Consider the following 17,064-nt stretch of genomic DNA (forward strand, 5'->3'; position numbering starts at 1 on the left):
AAATTATTCTCTCCTTAGAAAAAGGGCTTACTTTTTAGAGGGGCCAGAGAATTGAGTATTTGAAATATCTTTTGGTTATTTTAGACAAATACTCATTCTCAGGCCCTTCATGCCCTATTGGTTAATCACGGAAGCGCTAAGCTAACTATGGCTTTTAGTTTCCCCGGACACTATAGAATTACGAATTACGAATTGCGAATGTAGAAGCGAAGATTACAACGAAGATTAAGGGAGATATTTAATAGTTATTTCCTTTAATCTTCGTTGTAATCTTCGCTTCTACATTCGCAATTCGTAATTCGTAATTCGCAATTATTTTAAATCCGGACCTTTTTTAATATTTGAAACACTTATCCTATTTTCATATGCAGTAATCATTCTTCTAAACTCAGGAAATACCATGGTAAAAATTCATGCGAAAGAAGATTGTGGCAATGCACCGAAAAAAATATTCGTGCAGGATTTACTGGTGGCAATTGTCAATAATGATGAAACTTTCATCAGCAAGCATACTACTGACGATATCCGGTGGAATATAGCAGGCGGGGCATCTGTGGAAGGAAAGGATGCAGTGCTTACAGCACTGCAACAGCACCGGAGTGATACCCTCGCGGAACTGACTATCCATACGATCGTTACGCACGGATACCATGGAGTTGCCGAGGGACTACTGAAGTATAAGGATGGAAGACAGGTCGCTTTCTGCGACGTATACCAGTTTAAGGCATCCGCAAACAATGCGCCGGTAAAAGCGATAACAACGTATGCGGTGGGGCTGGAATAAAAAAAGGTCCGGCTTTAAAATAATTGCGAATTACGAATTACGAATTACGAATGTAGAAGCGAAGATTACAACGAAGATTAAGGGAGATGTTTAATAGTTATTTCCTTTAATCTTCGTTGTAATCTTCGCTTCTACATTCGCAATTCGTAATTCGTAATTCGCAATTATTTTAAAGCCGGACCTTTTTTTATTCCAGCCCGCAGCCAGCTTTACCGCGTTTGCAGTATTTCTATTTCTTCTGCTTTTTTCAGTACGTTGATATTACGCAGGGCAAAGCCACTGTAGCCGTTTACGCGTTGTACCAGTTCATAGATAAAGAATGGGCGGTCGCTGATGGGCTTGATGAATTTCTGTAGCAGGAAAGCATCTCCTTCCTTGTCGATGATGATGCCTTTTTCTTCCAGCGCATCGATGTCGATAGTTTTAAAATCAGCATCATTACGCAGCAGTTCATAATAGGCGGCGGGGAAGCGTACAAAGTCAACGCCTTTGGCAGACAGTGCATCTACTGTCTGCTGCAGGTCTTCCGTACTGAAGGCCAGGTGGTGCACACCTGGGCCGAACTTATTGATATTGTCCTGCACTTTGGAGGGGCGCAGACAGGTTTCAGGTTCCGCGATAACAAAGGTCAGCTGCCTGTCGCCAGTCTGATTAATATTCAGGATCATGCCCGTTCTGTTATCTTCACTGCGGCCAATATTCTGCACCATGGCAGAACCGATAACAGCTGTGAGGTAGTTGGTCCAGTAGCCGGCTTCATTGATACGTACTTCTGCCGCCACATGGTCTACTGCCTGCAGCCACTGCCCTTCCGTTTGCCAGGCGGCGCTGTCGGGCTGGTAGCCTGGTTTGAAAGCGCCATTGTATGCGGAGCGGTTGACGAAGGTGATTTCACTGTTGTCGTATAGTTTAACAGCAGCTTCCTCCACCCATCCGTGTGCATCTTCCGTTACAGCAGGCACCCGCAAAGGAATAGCGCCATTGGCTACGCTGTCATGAAAGGATGCTTTTACATCGTCCGTATGCAATGCAATCCGCTTCACGCCGCAGTACTGCTGGCTGATATAGGATTCCACTTCCCTGGCGGCGGGGCCCTGCGCAGTAGGATACGCCGATGTAAGCACCAGCTGTATATCGTTACTTTTCAGCACATAGGAAGCCACCGTAGCCGCGCCCGTTTCTGCATTCATTTTTGCGGCCGGCGTAAAGCCCAGTGCCTGTACATGCCAGTAGGCCAGCGCTTTGGCCATAGGGGTATATATCTCGATATAATCTATCCGGAGAGATTTGTTATGCATAAAATTGTTTTCAGTTTTGTAAGATATCAGATAGCATTACCTGCTGTCAGCGGCTGTGTTGCTTTTACGCCGGTCACGTTCCAGCGGATGAACTGTGCCAGTTGTCTGACACCCTTTTCTATCATTTCGCGGGAAAGGTTGGAGAAGGTGAGCCGCAACTCATGCTCTCCGCCGGTTTTCAGGTAGAAGTAACGCATTGGGCTGAAGATCACATGGAACTGGCTGGCGGCGTCCATGACAGACTGATCGTCTACTTCAAAAGGCAGCGACATTTTGATAAAGAAACCGCCTTCCGGCCGGGTCCAGCGGATGCCTGCCGCCCATTCATGCGTCTGCGGATCCAGGTATTTGTCCAGCGCTGCCAGCATATGGTCCCGTTTCATTTTATAGCTTTCAAACTTTGCCCGGTTCCATTCACTGAGCCGGAAGTTCTTGGCCAGCAGTACGCCGCCCAGCATGGCCTGGGAAATACCGGACGTATTGTTGGTCATCTGCGCTTTCACCTTTGTCATTTCATCGATCAGTGATACTCTGTCGCCGCAATGATTCTCCACCAGCTGCCCGCCAACGATCATGCCTATACGTAATCCGGGGAAAAGGGATTTGGAGAAGGAACCAACATATAAAACCCTGCCGTAGCGGTCCAGCGATTTAAGTGTGGGATTTTTCTTCTGGGCATAGGTGAAGCTGTTATACACGCTGTCTTCCAGTATCATGAAGTTATATTGCTGTGCCATCTCCAGCAGTTTCAGGCGGTTGCCTATCGGCATACAGGAACCGGAAGGGTTCTGATAGTCGGGTATGACATAAAGCAGTTTTACCCGCTTGCCGGAGCCATTGATGGCCAGTATCTTGTTCCGGAGCGCTTTGAGGTCTATCCCTTCCTCGTCGATGCCAACGCCGGCCATGTTGTAATTAAATACCTTGGCAAAAGCACTCACACCGATATACCCCGGATCTTCTACCAGCACCACATCTTTCTCCTGCTGGCACAGCGTGGCTACCACAATGCCAAAGGCTTCCTGTGCGCCAACGGTCATCAGGATATCTTCAGGCGTAACCTTGATGTCTTCCTCTACCTTCAGGTATTCCGCTACCAGGTCGTTGATGAAGCCTTTTGTTTTACCATACTGCCCGATCTTATTCACCACTTCCGTGCGGGTGCTGCCGGTTTTTTCCGTACGGTAACGCACATACGTATCAAAGCTCGCGATATGATCTTCGATATCAAAAAAACGTTCATCCGGCTGACCGGCCACAAAAGAAATCGCTTCCGGATATTTGAACTGCGTATCATTGAGGAAGCCTATTACATCATTAAATTCTTTCCCGATATGATCGTTGAGCGAAAAATTCCGCACCACATTATCCTGCTGGGGCAGCAGCAAATGTTCTATCAGCTTGGCTTCCAGCCCTTCAATTACATTGAACAGCTCATCGAAGGAGTTGATAACAAAATATTGCTGCTGCAGTTTGTAGGGATTATAGGGTGTATTCATTACATGATCGAGCGCAAAGGGATAAACAGGTGCTGCTCCGCTCTCGATATTCGCTCTTTCTTCTGCAGAGGTGATAATAGCGCCGCCATATACTTTACTCTCGCCGTTTTCCTTTATCAGTCCCATTTCGTAGGTAAACCAGTATAAGCGTCCCAGGAAGTCCACTGCTCTGTCATTGTTCACATATTTCAGGGCGATGATGCTGTAGGAAGTCAGGAAGCGGGTGAATTTCTCGTTGGTGAGCAACGGCAGGTGCCCATATACATCATGGAATATATCAGGCTGTTCGCTGAAATCCAGTTCATGCGGCTGACGGATATATACGGTGACGGGGTATTTTTTATTAATCAGCATATAAAAGAAGTCCCGGGTGGGTATCAGTCCGGCAACGGGCACCAGCGTCCAACCGGACATAGCTTCGAGGCGGCGGCTGATATCTTCTATCCGCACGATCCGCCTGTCGTTAAGCCCCAGTTTCTCATACCCTTCCAGGTAGGCGCTGGAAAGATGCTCATTTCCTAATTGATGTTGTTTCTCAAACAATTGCGACCACGTGTGGTGGTCGGTTTCCTGATACAGGCTCTCATCCTGTGTAACGAACGGTGAAGACATAAAATTTCGATTTAAAAGGAATAATCAAACAATCAACTAAAATGTGGATACAGACTTTCCCGGGTTCATGATATTGGCCGGGTCTATCAGGGATTTAATATGCCGGGAGAACGACAGTCGCTTTTCGTCGAATTGCAGCGGCAGGTATTTTTTTTGCAGCCAGCCGATACCATGTTCACCGGATAATACGCCGCCATGGCTGGTAACATATGTGTAGATCTCGGTTGCCGCCGCATCCAGGGCTTCCTGTTCCTGCAGAGAAGCCTGGCTGTTCAGCAGCAGCATGGTATGCAGGTTGCCATCCAGTGCATGACCGAAACAGATCAGCGGTACCTGCCGGCGGCGGCAGATGTCCGTCACTGCTACGATATAGGGAAGCAGCCCGCTCAGCGGCACACACGCATCTACATCGCGGTAGGTAGTGCCAAAGCTGGTCATTGCTTCACCAATGGCATACCGTAGTTTGGTTAAACGCTCCTTTTCTGCTGCTGTGGAGCCTACCAGCACTTCAGCACAGCCATGTTGCTGCAAAAGTGCCGACGCCGCTTCCAGGCGGTGATGCATCAATACATCATCCGGCTCCTGAAATTCGATCAGCAGATGTGTATGTATACCTTCCTGTACCAGCGGCTGCCGGCCCCCCAGATAAGCGGCCGTAAACTGTAATGCATTGTCACATATCAGTTCAGCGGCGGAAGGCGACAGACCGGACATTTTCAGGGCCGCTACCATATTCACGGCATCTTCCAGTGTACGAAAACCTGCCAGCAGCAAGACTTCCGCACGGGGTTTTGGTATCAGCCGGTAAACAACCTTAGTGATGACCCCCAGCGTACCTTCGCTGCCGGCAAACAGCTGTGTGGGATTGAGGCCGGTAGCATTCTTTCTCACATTCGCGCCTGTCCAGATAATGCTGCCATCCGGCAGCACCACTTCCAGATTAAGGACCTGCTGCGCTGTGGTGCCGTACTTGCATGACCGGATGCTGCCTGCGTTGGTAGCCACATTGCCGCCAATCATGGAGAACCCCATACTGCTGGGAGCTACGGGCAGGTAAAGGTCATACTCCTCTACTTCCTTACACAGATCAGCAGTCAGCACACCGGCTTCCGCTATCACATAGCCGTCAACGTTATTCACGGTGAGGATGCGGTTCATCCGCTCCATAGACAGCACCACCCCACCCTGTACAGGAAGGGCGCCGCCGGTCACACCGCTGCCGCCGCCCCTGGGCGTTACAGGAATACCGTTGCTGCTGCAATAGCGCAGTATCTGACTGACTTCTTCCGGTGTTCCCGGTTTCACTAGCACATCGAAAGGGAAATGAAGATGTTGTGTCTGATCAGATCCGTAAGGATATAACACCTCCGGATCATCAGAAACACTCCTGCTCCCGCAGATACTTTCCAGGTAGCTGCGGAGCGCGCTGACGCGAACGTTCATAAAACAGAATAGAAAATGATGAAAGGATACAGCTAACGCTACAGTAACTGACAGCCGTCACTACTGCAAAAAAAGAAGCCGGCATGAAGGGTTATTCCGGCGGTATGGGTAAAGATGTATTTATATTATCTGATGCTGAAAACGGGCCATGACCTGTTCAGCAACAACGCCGGCTACTGCCACGGGATTTTCGAAGAGGAAAAAATGGCCGCCTTCAAAATACCTGACATCTGCCGGGTATGTGGTGATATCCTGCCAGGGAATACCTGCTTTGTGCGCACTGTGGTCATCTTTACCCAGCAACACAGTAACGGGTATACGCAATGGCGGTTCCGGTTCATAACAATAGTTTTCCAGCACCCGGAAGTCTGAACGGATGACCGGTAAAAAAAAATTCATTGCCTGCTCATCCTCCAGGATCTGTTGCGGAATACCGCCCAGCTCCTGCAACACGGCTATAAACGCGTCCTTTGGCAGCGAGGAACTTTGTGAAGTGTTATCCTCTGCATACGCAGGACCTCTGCGGCCGGAGAGAAACAGGTGCGCAGGCGGCGTTCTGTTTTCCCGGAGGCTTTTCCGGGTCAGCAGGTAAGCCAGCACACTTCCCATGCTATGCCCCATAAAAAAATACGGAGCATCCAGTGCCGGCGATATCATCCGGTAGATATCTTCCACCAGCAGATGTATATCACTTACCAGCGGTTCATGCATCCTGGCGCCCCTTCCGGGCAACTCCAGCAGCGTCACCTTTATCTCCGGCGGAAACATCGATTTCAGCTGCTGATAGGCATACTTGTTTCCGCCGGCATGGTGTAACAGGAATAAATTGACAGCTTCCTTAAACATGCACACTAATTTAACGGTCAGGCATCTTTCATACATTCCAGCGGATTAATCCTGGATGCCCTGATGGTCTGCAGACCAATGGTGAGCCATGCAGTAGCAACGGCTACAAAGGCTGCGCCCACAAAATACCAGGGGCTCAGATGTATCCTGTAGGCAAAGTCATTCAGCCAGCTACGGGTAAAGAAATAACTGGCAGGTATGGCAATTACTATAGAAATCAGGAGGATGCGGGTAAAATCAGCGCTCAGCAGGTAAATGATATTGCCTTCTGTGGCGCCCAGCACTTTCCGGATCGCAATTTCCTTGATCCTTCTTTCCGCGGTGAAGGCAGCCAGCCCAAATAAACCCAGACAGGAAATAACGATGGCCAGTATGGCAAAATACCTGGAGAGGACAGACACCAGCCTTTCTGCGGCATACTGCTGCTGGTAGTCGCTGTCCAGAAATTTGAAATCAAAGGAATAACCTGAATTATACTGCTGATAAAAACCAGCGATACGCTGAATGGTGGCTGTTTCATCTCCCCTTCTCAAACGGGCCATCACCAGCATGGTTTCTTCCGGCGACAACTTAAAGATGAATGGTTTGATCTCTTCATGCAGGGAGTTGAAATGGAAATTTTTAGCCACCCCGATAATACGGGTCGCTTTTTTCCGGACATAGATGGTTTTACCGACCGGGTCCTGTATGCCCATCGTTTTAACAGCCGCCTCGTTCAGCACCACTCCGCTGGTATCAGTACCATAGTCTCTGGAAAATGTGCGTCCTGCAGCCATCTGAATGCCCAGTGTTTCAATCAGTCCGTAGTTGACCGGCAATTCAAAAAAGCGGATGCGGTTATCATCATTTTTTCCATCCCATTGTACATCTGAGCTGGGCATAAAACTGGGCATCAGGATTTTCTGCTGAATACTGGAAGCATTCTCTACGCCATTGATGCCTTTCAGTTCCGCCAGGAAAGCGTCTTTGCCGTCCATTGCCCTGCCTTCCATTTCAAAGTAGATCACATTATCCTTATTGTATCCAAGATTTTTATGCTGAATAAAATCTATCTGATTGTAAAAAATAATGACCGCCACAATAAACACCACCGAGATGGTAAACTGGAAGATAACCAGCCCCCTCCTTGCCCAGAGTTCTCCCAGGGAAGTGTGAATCAGCTTTCCCTTGAGTGTAGCCACCGGATCAAAGCCGGAGAGATACAGCGCCGGATAACTGCCGGAGATAATGCCGGTAAACAACGTGATGCCCGCGATGGATAACAGCAGCTGCATGTCCAGCTGCAAGGTGAGATGTTTGCCGCTCATGATATTAAACTGCGGTAACAGCAGCAGCACTATCATGATAGCCAGTATCATGGAGATAAAAACAATCAGTACGGACTCTCCCATAAACTGAGTAATGAGCGTATACCTGTTGGCGCCGAGCGCTTTTCTCACCCCTATTTCCTTCATACGTGTGGAGGCCCTGGCAGTAGACAGGTTCATGAAATTAATACAGGCGATCAGCAGTATAAATATCGCAATGAGTGAAAACAGCCGTACATACTCAATGCGGCCGCCTACCTGAACGCCATTGTCATATTTACCATGCAGGTACGCATCTGAATACTTCCTGATAAACATGCCGGAGGTAACATCCTTGTAGTTGGATTCCAGGAAGCCGGCCATTTTACCGTTGAAGCGTTCCGGGTCTGCGCCTTCCTTCAGTACTACAAAAGTGGTGAAAGGACCGGTAGAAGTAACCTGCTCATCGGTTGCCGGCATGATTTCCTTCCACGCGGAAAAAGGCAGCACAAAATCAAAACGGTAAGCGGAGTTATGCGGCATATCTTCGTATACGCCGGTAATGGTACAGGGTTTGGCAAAGGCCTGCCATTTCCATTGCAGCACTTTTCCCATGGCGTTTCCGGCGCTGGTAAACAACTTTTCGGCCAGGCGCCTGGATACGACCACATTACCGGGGCTGTTCAGTACTTCATTTTTATTTCCCTGTATCAGTTTATAGGAAAAGACATTGAAATAATCGCTGCCAACGAAATTACCTTTAGCGCTGACTGTATTATCATTATAGGTTACGTTGAATTTCTGGAACCAGTCCGCCGGAGCTGTAGTAATTGTTTTTTCCACTTCCGGCACCTGTTTGAGCAGCCTGTCTCCTACGGTACCGCCGGTACCTTCGGTGGTGATTACCTTATCTGCATTTTTTTCGTTTACCATCACCTGGTAAAGACGGTTATCAAGCTGATGAAATTTATCGAAGTGGAGTTCGTCCATCACCCATAAGTAAATCAGCAATGCGCCGGCCAAACCCGTGGAAAGTCCGATCAGGTTGATGATAAGCGTGGACCTGAATCGTTTGAAAGTCCGGAGGATCACTTGAAAATTATATCTGAACATGTCGAGGGTTTTACAGATAATGAACAAAACAGTGGTACTGCACAAAATAGTATTTTTCGGCAATACTCATTCAAAAAAACGGAGCGCTTTTCTGATGCAGGCTGCGATGCGGTCAATATTGCCGCCGTATTGCAAAAGCTGCATATGATCTCCTTCTTCCAGCATGATGTATTGCAGTTCTCCCGTGATATACGTTTCCCATTTCCGGAAAGATGACAGGTCTGCCTGCAGCGGCGGACTGACAAATACATAAGCATTGGCCGCGCAGGTGATGTCCGGCTGCCGGAAATCCGGCCACAGGCAATGGAAGTTAAATGCCATATCCAGGAATTTGTCTACCGCTGCCCGGTCTGCGTTTATCGCTACGGCTGCTGCCAGCTTACTGAAACGGTCTATATCCGGGAAGATGGTGGACACGAAGGTTTCCCGCGCTGTAATCGGTTCGGTATACACTTCCTTGGGAACAGCATCCAGGAGGAATAATACCGTCCTGTATCCTTTTGCTTCCAGCATCGATGCGATGATAGCAGCCATAGGGCCGCCGCTGGAATAGCCGGCGAGGAAAACAGGTTCGCCGGGAACCGCCGCCGACAGCACATATCCCAGGAATTCACGGATGAGTTCATCTATAGTACCATAAGGATTCCCATCGTCAAAAATGCCTCTCAGATTCAGGAAATAACCGTTGACATCCTGCTGCAATGCCTGCAGTAATTCTGAGTACCAGTAGGAAATTCCGGAAGCCGGCGGCAGGAAGAACACATTCTTCCGGGACGACTTATGCGGTGCATTGAACAGATGCATACCGGCAGGAGCCGCAACGGCCTCCTTCCCGGAAAACCTTTCCCGGCGCAGCTGTGCAATGGTAGGATACGTTAACACATCCCGGAGACCTACCTCCACGCCCATATTTTTTCTGATAGCTGCGCTCAGCCGCAATATATTCAGGCTGTTACCTCCCAGCTCAAAAAAGTTATCAAGCGTGCCGATTTTCTTCCTTTCCAACACAGCTTCCCATATGGATACCAGCTGTGCTTCCACTTCATCTGCCGGCGCGGTATACGCATCTGCCGCCGGACCTGCGGTGCGCGGATCAGGAAGGCCGGCAGTGTTCAGTTTGCCATGTACCGTAACCGGCATGGCATCCAGCCGTACTATATAACGGGGAAGCATATACGCTGGTAACAGTTGCTGCAACGCGGCTCTCAGCATTTCAGGCTGCAAACTGGCCGGAGCGGCATAGTAGGCAGACAGGTAACGTTCTGTACCCGCCATCACTTCTCCGGGCAGTACCGCTGCTCCGGTAATACCCGGCTGCTGCAATATGGCCTGTTCTATATCTCCCGTTTCAATACGGTAACCGTTTATTTTTACCTGGTTGTCTTTTCTGCCGGCAAACTGAAGGCTGCCGTCAGGACGCCACCTGCCGATATCTCCGGAACGGTATACCCGTGTTCCCGGACGGAAGGGATGACAGACAAACCGCCTGCCGGTTTGTTCGGAGTCATGCAGGTAACCACTGCCTACGCCGTGGCCACCGATATACATTTCTCCGTAAACGCCCGGCGGACAAATATTTCCGGCTTCGTCCAGAATATATATGGCTGTATTGGCGGCCGGCTGGCCGATGGGCAACACGCCGGGCACAGGCGCCACTTCGCAGGCTACACAACCTACCGTAGTTTCCGTAGGCCCGTACTCGTTATACACCCTGATATCCGGATGTATATGCCGGAGTGCCTCTACATGAGCGCCCGCCAGCTGCTCTCCGCCGCAGATCACCCTGCGGATGGCGGTGGTTGTTATTTCCATTCCCTGCAAAAGGGCTATATGCGAAGGTGTGAGCTTCAGCGTATCAATATCCGGATGACGGAAGCAGTCTTCCAGCAACTGCCGGATATCTTTCCCTGCATCGCCTGCATACACCGTTCTGCCTCTTGTCAGCGCTGTATATATCGAAGTAACCGTCAGGTCAAACGCCAGCGAGGTAATGAGTCCCCAGTTGCCGGCGGCGGCTTCCTCAAAATAAAATCCGTTTGCCCACTGTATATAATTGGCGAGGTTATGATGTGTAATCATACAGCCTTTCGGCTGTCCGGTAGAACCGGATGTAAATATTACGTAGGCGGTATCTTCCGGTAGTGCAGCCATGGCTTCCCGGTGGGTTGTTTCCGGGGTGCTGTCAAGCAGACCGGATACTATCGCCAACGGATATACGCCGGCTTTACTGCGATGGCTTTCATCGGTGAGTACTACGGCAGCCTTAGCATGCGTCAGCATATACCGGCGTCTTTCTTCCGGATAATCAGGATCTACAGGTACATAGGCAACACCCATCCGGAGCAGTGCCAGCAAGGCAATGACCATGTATTCCGAACGGTCCATCATCACCGCCGCTACATCGCCACGTGTTAAGTGGTAATCTTCCCGCAGGCGGATAGCCAGTGCGTTAGCTCTCTCCTGCAAAGCGGCATAGGTCAGCGTTCTGTCTGCATACACCACAGCCGGTCTTTGCGGATGCGCCGCTACCTGCTGTTCGATCAGCTCCATAATGGTGCCGGCCGGAAATACCTCTGCTGTATTGTTAAATTCTTCCACCACCTGCTGTACTTCCGCCGTTGTAAGATAATTTACTTCGCATAGCGGCTCTTGCGGTACAGCAGTTACTGCCCGCAGCAGTTGTACATAATGATCATACAAACGCTGCATGGTGGCTTCGGTGAAAAGATCGGTGCTGTAATTCAACAGGAGGTACAGTTCCTCTTCCTTCTCATTAAAATTGAACAGCAGATCAAACTGGCTGGCAGTCTGCTCACCATTTTCAAACGGTGCTATCTCCAGTCCTTTCATGGCACGGTAACCTGTGCCCAGATTGGTATCACGCTGGTTCTGCAACACCATGCATATGTCAAACAGCGGAGAGCGGCCCGGGTCTTTTCCCAGCTGCAGCTTTTCTATCAGCAGGTCGAAAGGATAAGCGCCATGGCTATGGCCATTCAATAATACATTCTTCACATTGGCGAGCAGTGCATGAAAGGAATCTGTTCCGCTGAAGCGTGTGCGGAGTGCCAGCGTATTCAGGTATAACCCCACCTGTTTTTCCAGTTCCTGATGTTCCCTGCCGGCGGTGGGCGTTCCCACTACCATATCTTCCTGACCGGTATACCGGTAGAACAGGGCGTTCAGCGCCGCCAGCAGTCCCATAAAAAGGGTAGCATCTTCCTGCGCACAAAGGGCTTTCAATGCACGCACAACTTCATCGGGGAGTTGCTTTTCGATACTGCCGCCGCGATAGCTTTTCCTGGCCGGCCTCGGATGGTCGGATGGCAGCGTATGCACCGGTATATCACCGGTGAACTGCTGCAGCCAGTAGGCTTCATTCTCTGCTACCGGTTGTTTGCTTTTCCAGGATGCATAATCCCTGTACTGAATTTCCAGCGGCGCCCAGTCAGGCGTTTGTCCGGCTGCAAAACAACTGTAGGCTTCTCCCAGTTCTGCAGCAAGTATTTCCATGGACCAGCCATCACAGATGATATGATGCATCAGGTAGAAAAGGGCATGCTTATCTTCCGCTATCTTTATCACTTTTACTTTCAGCAGCAGCTCGGTAGCAAGATCAAACACGGTGTTCTGATCGGATTCGTACAGGCGCTTCAGTATAGCGCCGGTATCCGGTTCCCGGCTGATGTCCATAAATACCACCGGGCATGCTGCTGCAGCTGCCGGCAATACAAACTGCCTGATGTCGCCGGCATCGTCCGGGCGGAATACGGTACGCAGACTTTCATGCCTGGTTATTTCCCAGTTGATAGCCTGCTGAAGCGCATCCAGGTCCAGCGGGCCATGCAGGAAAAGCGCGCCGGGCATATTGTACGCCACCGCGCTTTCATTCAGCTGGCTCAGGGCCCAGAAACGGCGCTGGGAGTAACTGGCAGGGAAACTCTCCTGCTCCGGCAACCGGGGTATACTAACGTAAACGCCTGTATGATAATTATTTTCCAGCAGCTGTGCCAGACTGCTGATCGTGTTATGCTGAAACAGGTCTTTCAGTACTACCTGTTTACCTAATTCTTTCTGGATACGGCTTTTCACCTGCATCGCCTTCAGGCTGTGCCCTCCCAGCTCAAAGAAATTATCGTTCCTGCTGATACGGTCCCTGCCCAGAATATCTTCCCACATGGCGGCCAGCAGCTGCTCCGTGGCGTTGACCGGCGCCACATACCCCGCTGCTTCGCGGATGGCGGGCGACAAAGGATCCGGCAGGCGGCTGGTATCTGTTTTACCGTTGCGGGTCAGTGGAAATCCGGTTACCTGTATCAGGAAAGAAGGCACCATGTATTGCGGCAGCTCTTTCTCCAGTGCGGCTCTCAGCTCCTTTACATTTGTATCTGTATCTCCGGTGAAATAGGCCGCCAGGTATTTATTGCCATCCCGGTCTTCCCGGGCTATGACTTTTACTTTATCCACGCCTTCCTGTTGCTGCAGGCAGGTTTCTATTTCCCCTGTCTCAATACGGTATCCCCTGATTTTCACCTGGTGGTCCATCCGGCCCAGGTATTCCATTTCTCCGCCGGCCAGCAGTTTTACCTTGTCTCCGGAGCGGTATAGGCTTCCTGCACCACTGAAGGTATCCGGCAGGAAACGCTGTGCTGTCAGCTCCGGCCGGCGAAGATATCCTCTCGCCACGCCTGCACCGCCAATATACAATTCTCCCGGTACGCCGACGGGCAGCAACTCCCTGCGGGCATCCAGCACATAGCAGCTCAGCGTAGGTATAGGCTGCCCGATATTGCTGATGCCCTGCCCGATTTCTGTTGCTGTCATTTCCTTAAAGGTAACATGCACGGTAGTTTCTGTGATGCCGTACATGTTGATGAGCCTCACTCCGGGGCAGACTGCATGAAAGTCCTTCAGCTTCGCGGGGCTTAGTGCTTCGCCTCCGAATATGACATAACGTAATTGCAGCGGCAGGTCAGCTGCCTGCAGTATTTCGGCAGACAGGTTATAGAAAGCAGAAGGCGTCTGGTTCAGCACTGTAGTTCCTTCGCGGGACAACAGCTGCAGATAGGCGCCTGCGTCCTGTGCTACTTCTTTGGGCACCAGTACCAGCTTACCGCCAAAGAGCAATGCTCCGTACATTTCCCATACAGAGAAATCAAAACTATAGGAATGAAACATCGTCCAGACATCTGCCTGATTAAAATCAAACAGGGAAGGACTGGTCATAAACAGTCTTACTACATTGTTGTGCTGTACCTGTACCCCTTTAGGTTGCCCGGTGGTGCCGGATGTATAGATGAGGTAGGCCAGGTTATGCGGTAATAAAGGCGCCGCCGGTCTTGCTGACGACTGCTCCAGCACTGCTGTATTGCTGTACTGCCATTTGTTTCTGCGCTGTGCAGTGCTGATGCCGGCAGTGGTTTTATCTACCGTCAGCAGTGCATCATAGCGGTATCTGGTCAGCTCATTTTCAATTGTGCAGATTTTTTCTGTTATCTCCACCGTTTTGAAAGGATTATCTTCTGCTACCAGGTCTTCCAGGAAACCTTTTGCAATAAACAGGTCTGCCGAAAAATCTGTTTTGGTCTGCAGTCCCTTTCCTTTATGTGTGGCTCTGAAAGCGGTGAGGTCCGCTATCAGGTTTTCTTTCCTGGCAGTATCCATGATATCGCCGATAAATATCCAGCCGTTATCTTTTACCAGGGAGGCAGCCTGCTGCAGTACATCCCGCAGATAGTTATGGCCGTGGAAGTGCTGAATAACGCTGTTGATGATAACCAGGTCGAAGTCTTTTTCGCTGATATCGCCGATCTGATGCGCAATGCCCACCTGCAGCCGTACATGTGTCCATCCTTTCTCCGCTGCCATCTGCCGGGTGTTGCCGATAATAACGGGCGAGAGGTCAGTGCCCAGATAGTATCCTACTTCCGGCGCTACCTTGCTGAGGGTAAGCCCGGAGGAGCAGCCTATTTCGAGCACGCGCATATTCCTGTGCAGTAATGGTTGCAGTTTGAGATAAGCGTTCATGGCGTATTCTTCCATCTCTGCCGCAGCAATGGCGCCGCCGGTGAAACTGTTTCCCCATCCGCCGCCGGTGATCTGATCTACGGCATTCTCCCCCACGTGGTCCCATAGTTCGCGGGCCATCATCACATTTTCCTGCTGTTCCTTTTCATGATGCACATCTCCGCTGTCAAGGCAGCAGTAAATCTCCAGTTCATCGCAGACCCATTGGAGGCGGTTCGCCATTTCGATAAATGCTTTTTCCGTAAGCAATACCCTTATACCGGCATCGCGCAGCATGAACTTCAGCCGCTCTTCCGGCTGATCGGGCTCCAGTGGCACATACATGCCACCGGCTTTCAGGATGCCCAGCAGTGCAGCGATACAGTCCGGCGTTCTGTTAAGCATCACTGCCACTCCTTCTTCGCGGAGCAGGGATGCTTTATTCATCAGGAAATGCGCGATGCGGTTGGCATATTCATCCAGCTGCCGGTAGGTGAGTGACTGGTTGTCCAGCACCACGGCTGCCGCATCAGGTGTGCGGCCTGCCTGCGCTTCAAAGAGACTTACAATCGTTTCATTTTCCGGATAAGCAGCATTGTTCACATTGCCGGTCAGCAGTTTCAGTTCAGCTGCATGGAGATAGGAAATGCTGAACAAGGGTGCTGCAGGGGTCTGTACCACAGCCTGCAACATGCCGCTGAGGTTATCTGCCAACCGTTCTATACGGTCTTTATCATAAATATCCGTGTTGTATTCTATCATGAAGTACAGCTGGTCGCCGGCTTCCCGGCAGTCAATGCGCAGGTCAAAGAGACTCACCACGCGCTCGGCGCCGCTGTAGGGGCTAATGGTAAGAGGGCCTGCGGCAGCAGGCTGTTGCGCTCCGTCACTGCCGTCGTTCATATTCTGCAACGCCAGTACAATATCAAAAAGCGGATGCCTGCCGGGATCTGCAGCCGTGTACACATCGCTCACCAGCGCATCAAAAGGATATACCTGGTGCTCATAAGCGCCGAGGGTTACCTGTTTTACCTTCCTGAGCAGGTCGCGGAAGCTGTCGTCCTTTTCCAGCCGGGTGCGCAGGGCCAGCATGTTAACATAAAAACCGATCTGGTTTTCCAGGTCGATGTGATCCCTGCCCGCTACGGGACTACCGATAACAATATCTTCCTGACCGGTATAACGGTACAGCAGGGCTTTCAGAACCGTCAGCAATCCCATAAACAGCGTAGCTCCCTCCTGCTGCAACAGTTGCCTGAAGCCGCGGAGCAGCAGCGGATCTATCTCCCGGCTGACAGCCGCGCCGTTATACGTTTTAATCACCGGCCTTTGCCTGTCAACAGCAAAATCCAGCAGCGGCAGTACGCCATCGAATTGCTGCAGCCAGTACTGCCGGTGCGAAGCCAGGCGGTCGCCGCTGAGTTCTCTCGTCTGCCATGCGGCGTAGTCTTTGTACTGGATCCGGAGCGGTGCCGGAGCAGTGGTGATACCGGTGGTAAAAGCGTTGTAGGCGCTCATCAGTTCATTCATCATCACGCCGGTAGACCAGCCATCGCTGATAATATGATGCATGACACATACCAGTACATACCGGCTGGTATCCAGCTGCAGCAGATCGGCGGTGAGCAATGGCCCTTCCGTCAGTATAAAGCGGCGGCTGGTGATAGCTTCTACCTGTTGCCGGGCAGCCGTTTCAGGCAGTATGGCATCGCGGAGGTCCTTGCGGTGAATCGCAAAGTTTTGTGCGCCATCAGCGTATATGCGTTGCCGTAATTCGCCGTTTTCATTTTCCCGGAAAACGGTACGTAATATTTCATGCCGGCCGATCAGCTGTCTGAAAGCAGCTTCCAGCGCAGGGATATCCAGGTCGCCATCAAAATTGCAGATCAGCGGTACATTGTAGGCGGCATTGGCTTCATTCAGCTGGCTGACAGTCCACAGGCGTTTCTGCGCAGAAGAAGCGGGATAGTCTGCCTGCACTGCCACCGGCATAATACCTGAGAAAGCGCTTTTGTTCAGGGAAGAAAGATAGCTTACCAGGTCCTGCTTCTTTGTCCGTATCTCCTGTATCAGGTCGGTATCTATATTTTCTGAAAGAAATTTTACAGAGATATCACCATTGTCCAGGCTCAGATGGATATTTTGCTTTCTCAGCTTTGCCAGAAATTCTTTCATAG

Annotated in this window: 7 protein-coding genes and 2 pseudogenes; 1 reads left to right on the forward strand and 8 read right to left on the reverse strand. The window is 50.6% G+C overall.

Annotated elements, in window-relative coordinates:
* The first annotated feature begins 400 nt into the window (after positions 1-400).
* Entirely contained in the window at positions 401-784 is a 384-nt protein-coding gene (locus tag GWG06_RS24455) for a hypothetical protein (protein ID WP_160716645.1), read from the forward strand.
* Between the two features lie 209 nt (positions 785-993).
* On the opposite strand, the gene GWG06_RS24460 is transcribed toward GWG06_RS24455, so the two are convergent.
* The 8 genes and pseudogenes from GWG06_RS24460 to GWG06_RS30885 all read right to left on the reverse strand — a co-directional run.
* On the reverse strand, positions 994-2,082 hold the full coding sequence (locus GWG06_RS24460; RefSeq protein WP_160716647.1) for a VOC family protein: 1,089 nt from the start codon (positions 2,080-2,082) through the stop codon (positions 994-996).
* A 26-nt stretch (positions 2,083-2,108) separates the two neighbouring features.
* Complete coding sequence (locus tag GWG06_RS24465; protein WP_160716649.1) at positions 2,109-4,193, reverse strand: phenylalanine 4-monooxygenase; 2,085 nt, start codon at positions 4,191-4,193, stop codon at positions 2,109-2,111.
* A 36-nt stretch (positions 4,194-4,229) separates the two neighbouring features.
* Positions 4,230-5,636: an FAD-binding oxidoreductase gene (locus GWG06_RS24470; protein WP_160716651.1), complete on the reverse strand. Its 1,407-nt coding sequence runs from the start codon at positions 5,634-5,636 to the stop codon at positions 4,230-4,232.
* A 120-nt stretch (positions 5,637-5,756) separates the two neighbouring features.
* Positions 5,757-6,482, reverse strand: coding sequence for a thioesterase II family protein (locus GWG06_RS24475; RefSeq protein WP_160716653.1), 726 nt, complete (start codon positions 6,480-6,482; stop codon positions 5,757-5,759).
* A gap of 17 nt (positions 6,483-6,499) precedes the next feature.
* Positions 6,500-8,881, reverse strand: coding sequence for an ABC transporter permease (locus tag GWG06_RS24480; RefSeq protein ID WP_160716655.1), 2,382 nt, complete (start codon positions 8,879-8,881; stop codon positions 6,500-6,502).
* A 66-nt stretch (positions 8,882-8,947) separates the two neighbouring features.
* On the reverse strand, positions 8,948-13,060 hold the full coding sequence (locus GWG06_RS30875) for a non-ribosomal peptide synthetase (protein ID WP_420826320.1): 4,113 nt from the start codon (positions 13,058-13,060) through the stop codon (positions 8,948-8,950).
* 111 nt (positions 13,061-13,171) lie between these two features.
* Positions 13,172-14,545: pseudogene (locus tag GWG06_RS30880) on the reverse strand (amino acid adenylation domain-containing protein); the annotation flags it as partial.
* Positions 14,528-17,062, reverse strand: a pseudogene (locus GWG06_RS30885) (condensation domain-containing protein); the annotation flags it as partial. The pseudogenes GWG06_RS30880 and GWG06_RS30885, both read right to left, overlap by 18 nt.
* Positions 17,063-17,064: the final 2 nt, after the last annotated feature.

The organism is Chitinophaga solisilvae (genome assembly GCF_009928525.1).
GTDB lineage: Bacteria > Bacteroidota > Bacteroidia > Chitinophagales > Chitinophagaceae > Chitinophaga > Chitinophaga solisilvae.

Bases quoted from the DNA above. Each gene is read 5' to 3' on its own strand.
- GWG06_RS24455 (WP_160716645.1), top strand. From the start codon at position 401: ATGGTAAAAATTCATGCGAAAGAAGATTGTGGCAATGCACCGAAAAAA.
- GWG06_RS24460 (WP_160716647.1), bottom strand. From the start codon at position 2,082: ATGCATAACAAATCTCTCCGGATAGATTATATCGAGATATATACCCCT.
- GWG06_RS24465 (WP_160716649.1), bottom strand. From the start codon at position 4,193: ATGTCTTCACCGTTCGTTACACAGGATGAGAGCCTGTATCAGGAAACC.
- GWG06_RS24470 (WP_160716651.1), bottom strand. From the start codon at position 5,636: ATGAACGTTCGCGTCAGCGCGCTCCGCAGCTACCTGGAAAGTATCTGC.
- GWG06_RS24475 (WP_160716653.1), bottom strand. From the start codon at position 6,482: ATGTTTAAGGAAGCTGTCAATTTATTCCTGTTACACCATGCCGGCGGA.
- GWG06_RS24480 (WP_160716655.1), bottom strand. From the start codon at position 8,881: ATGTTCAGATATAATTTTCAAGTGATCCTCCGGACTTTCAAACGATTC.
- GWG06_RS30875 (WP_420826320.1), bottom strand. From the start codon at position 13,060: ATGTGGGAAGATATTCTGGGCAGGGACCGTATCAGCAGGAACGATAAT.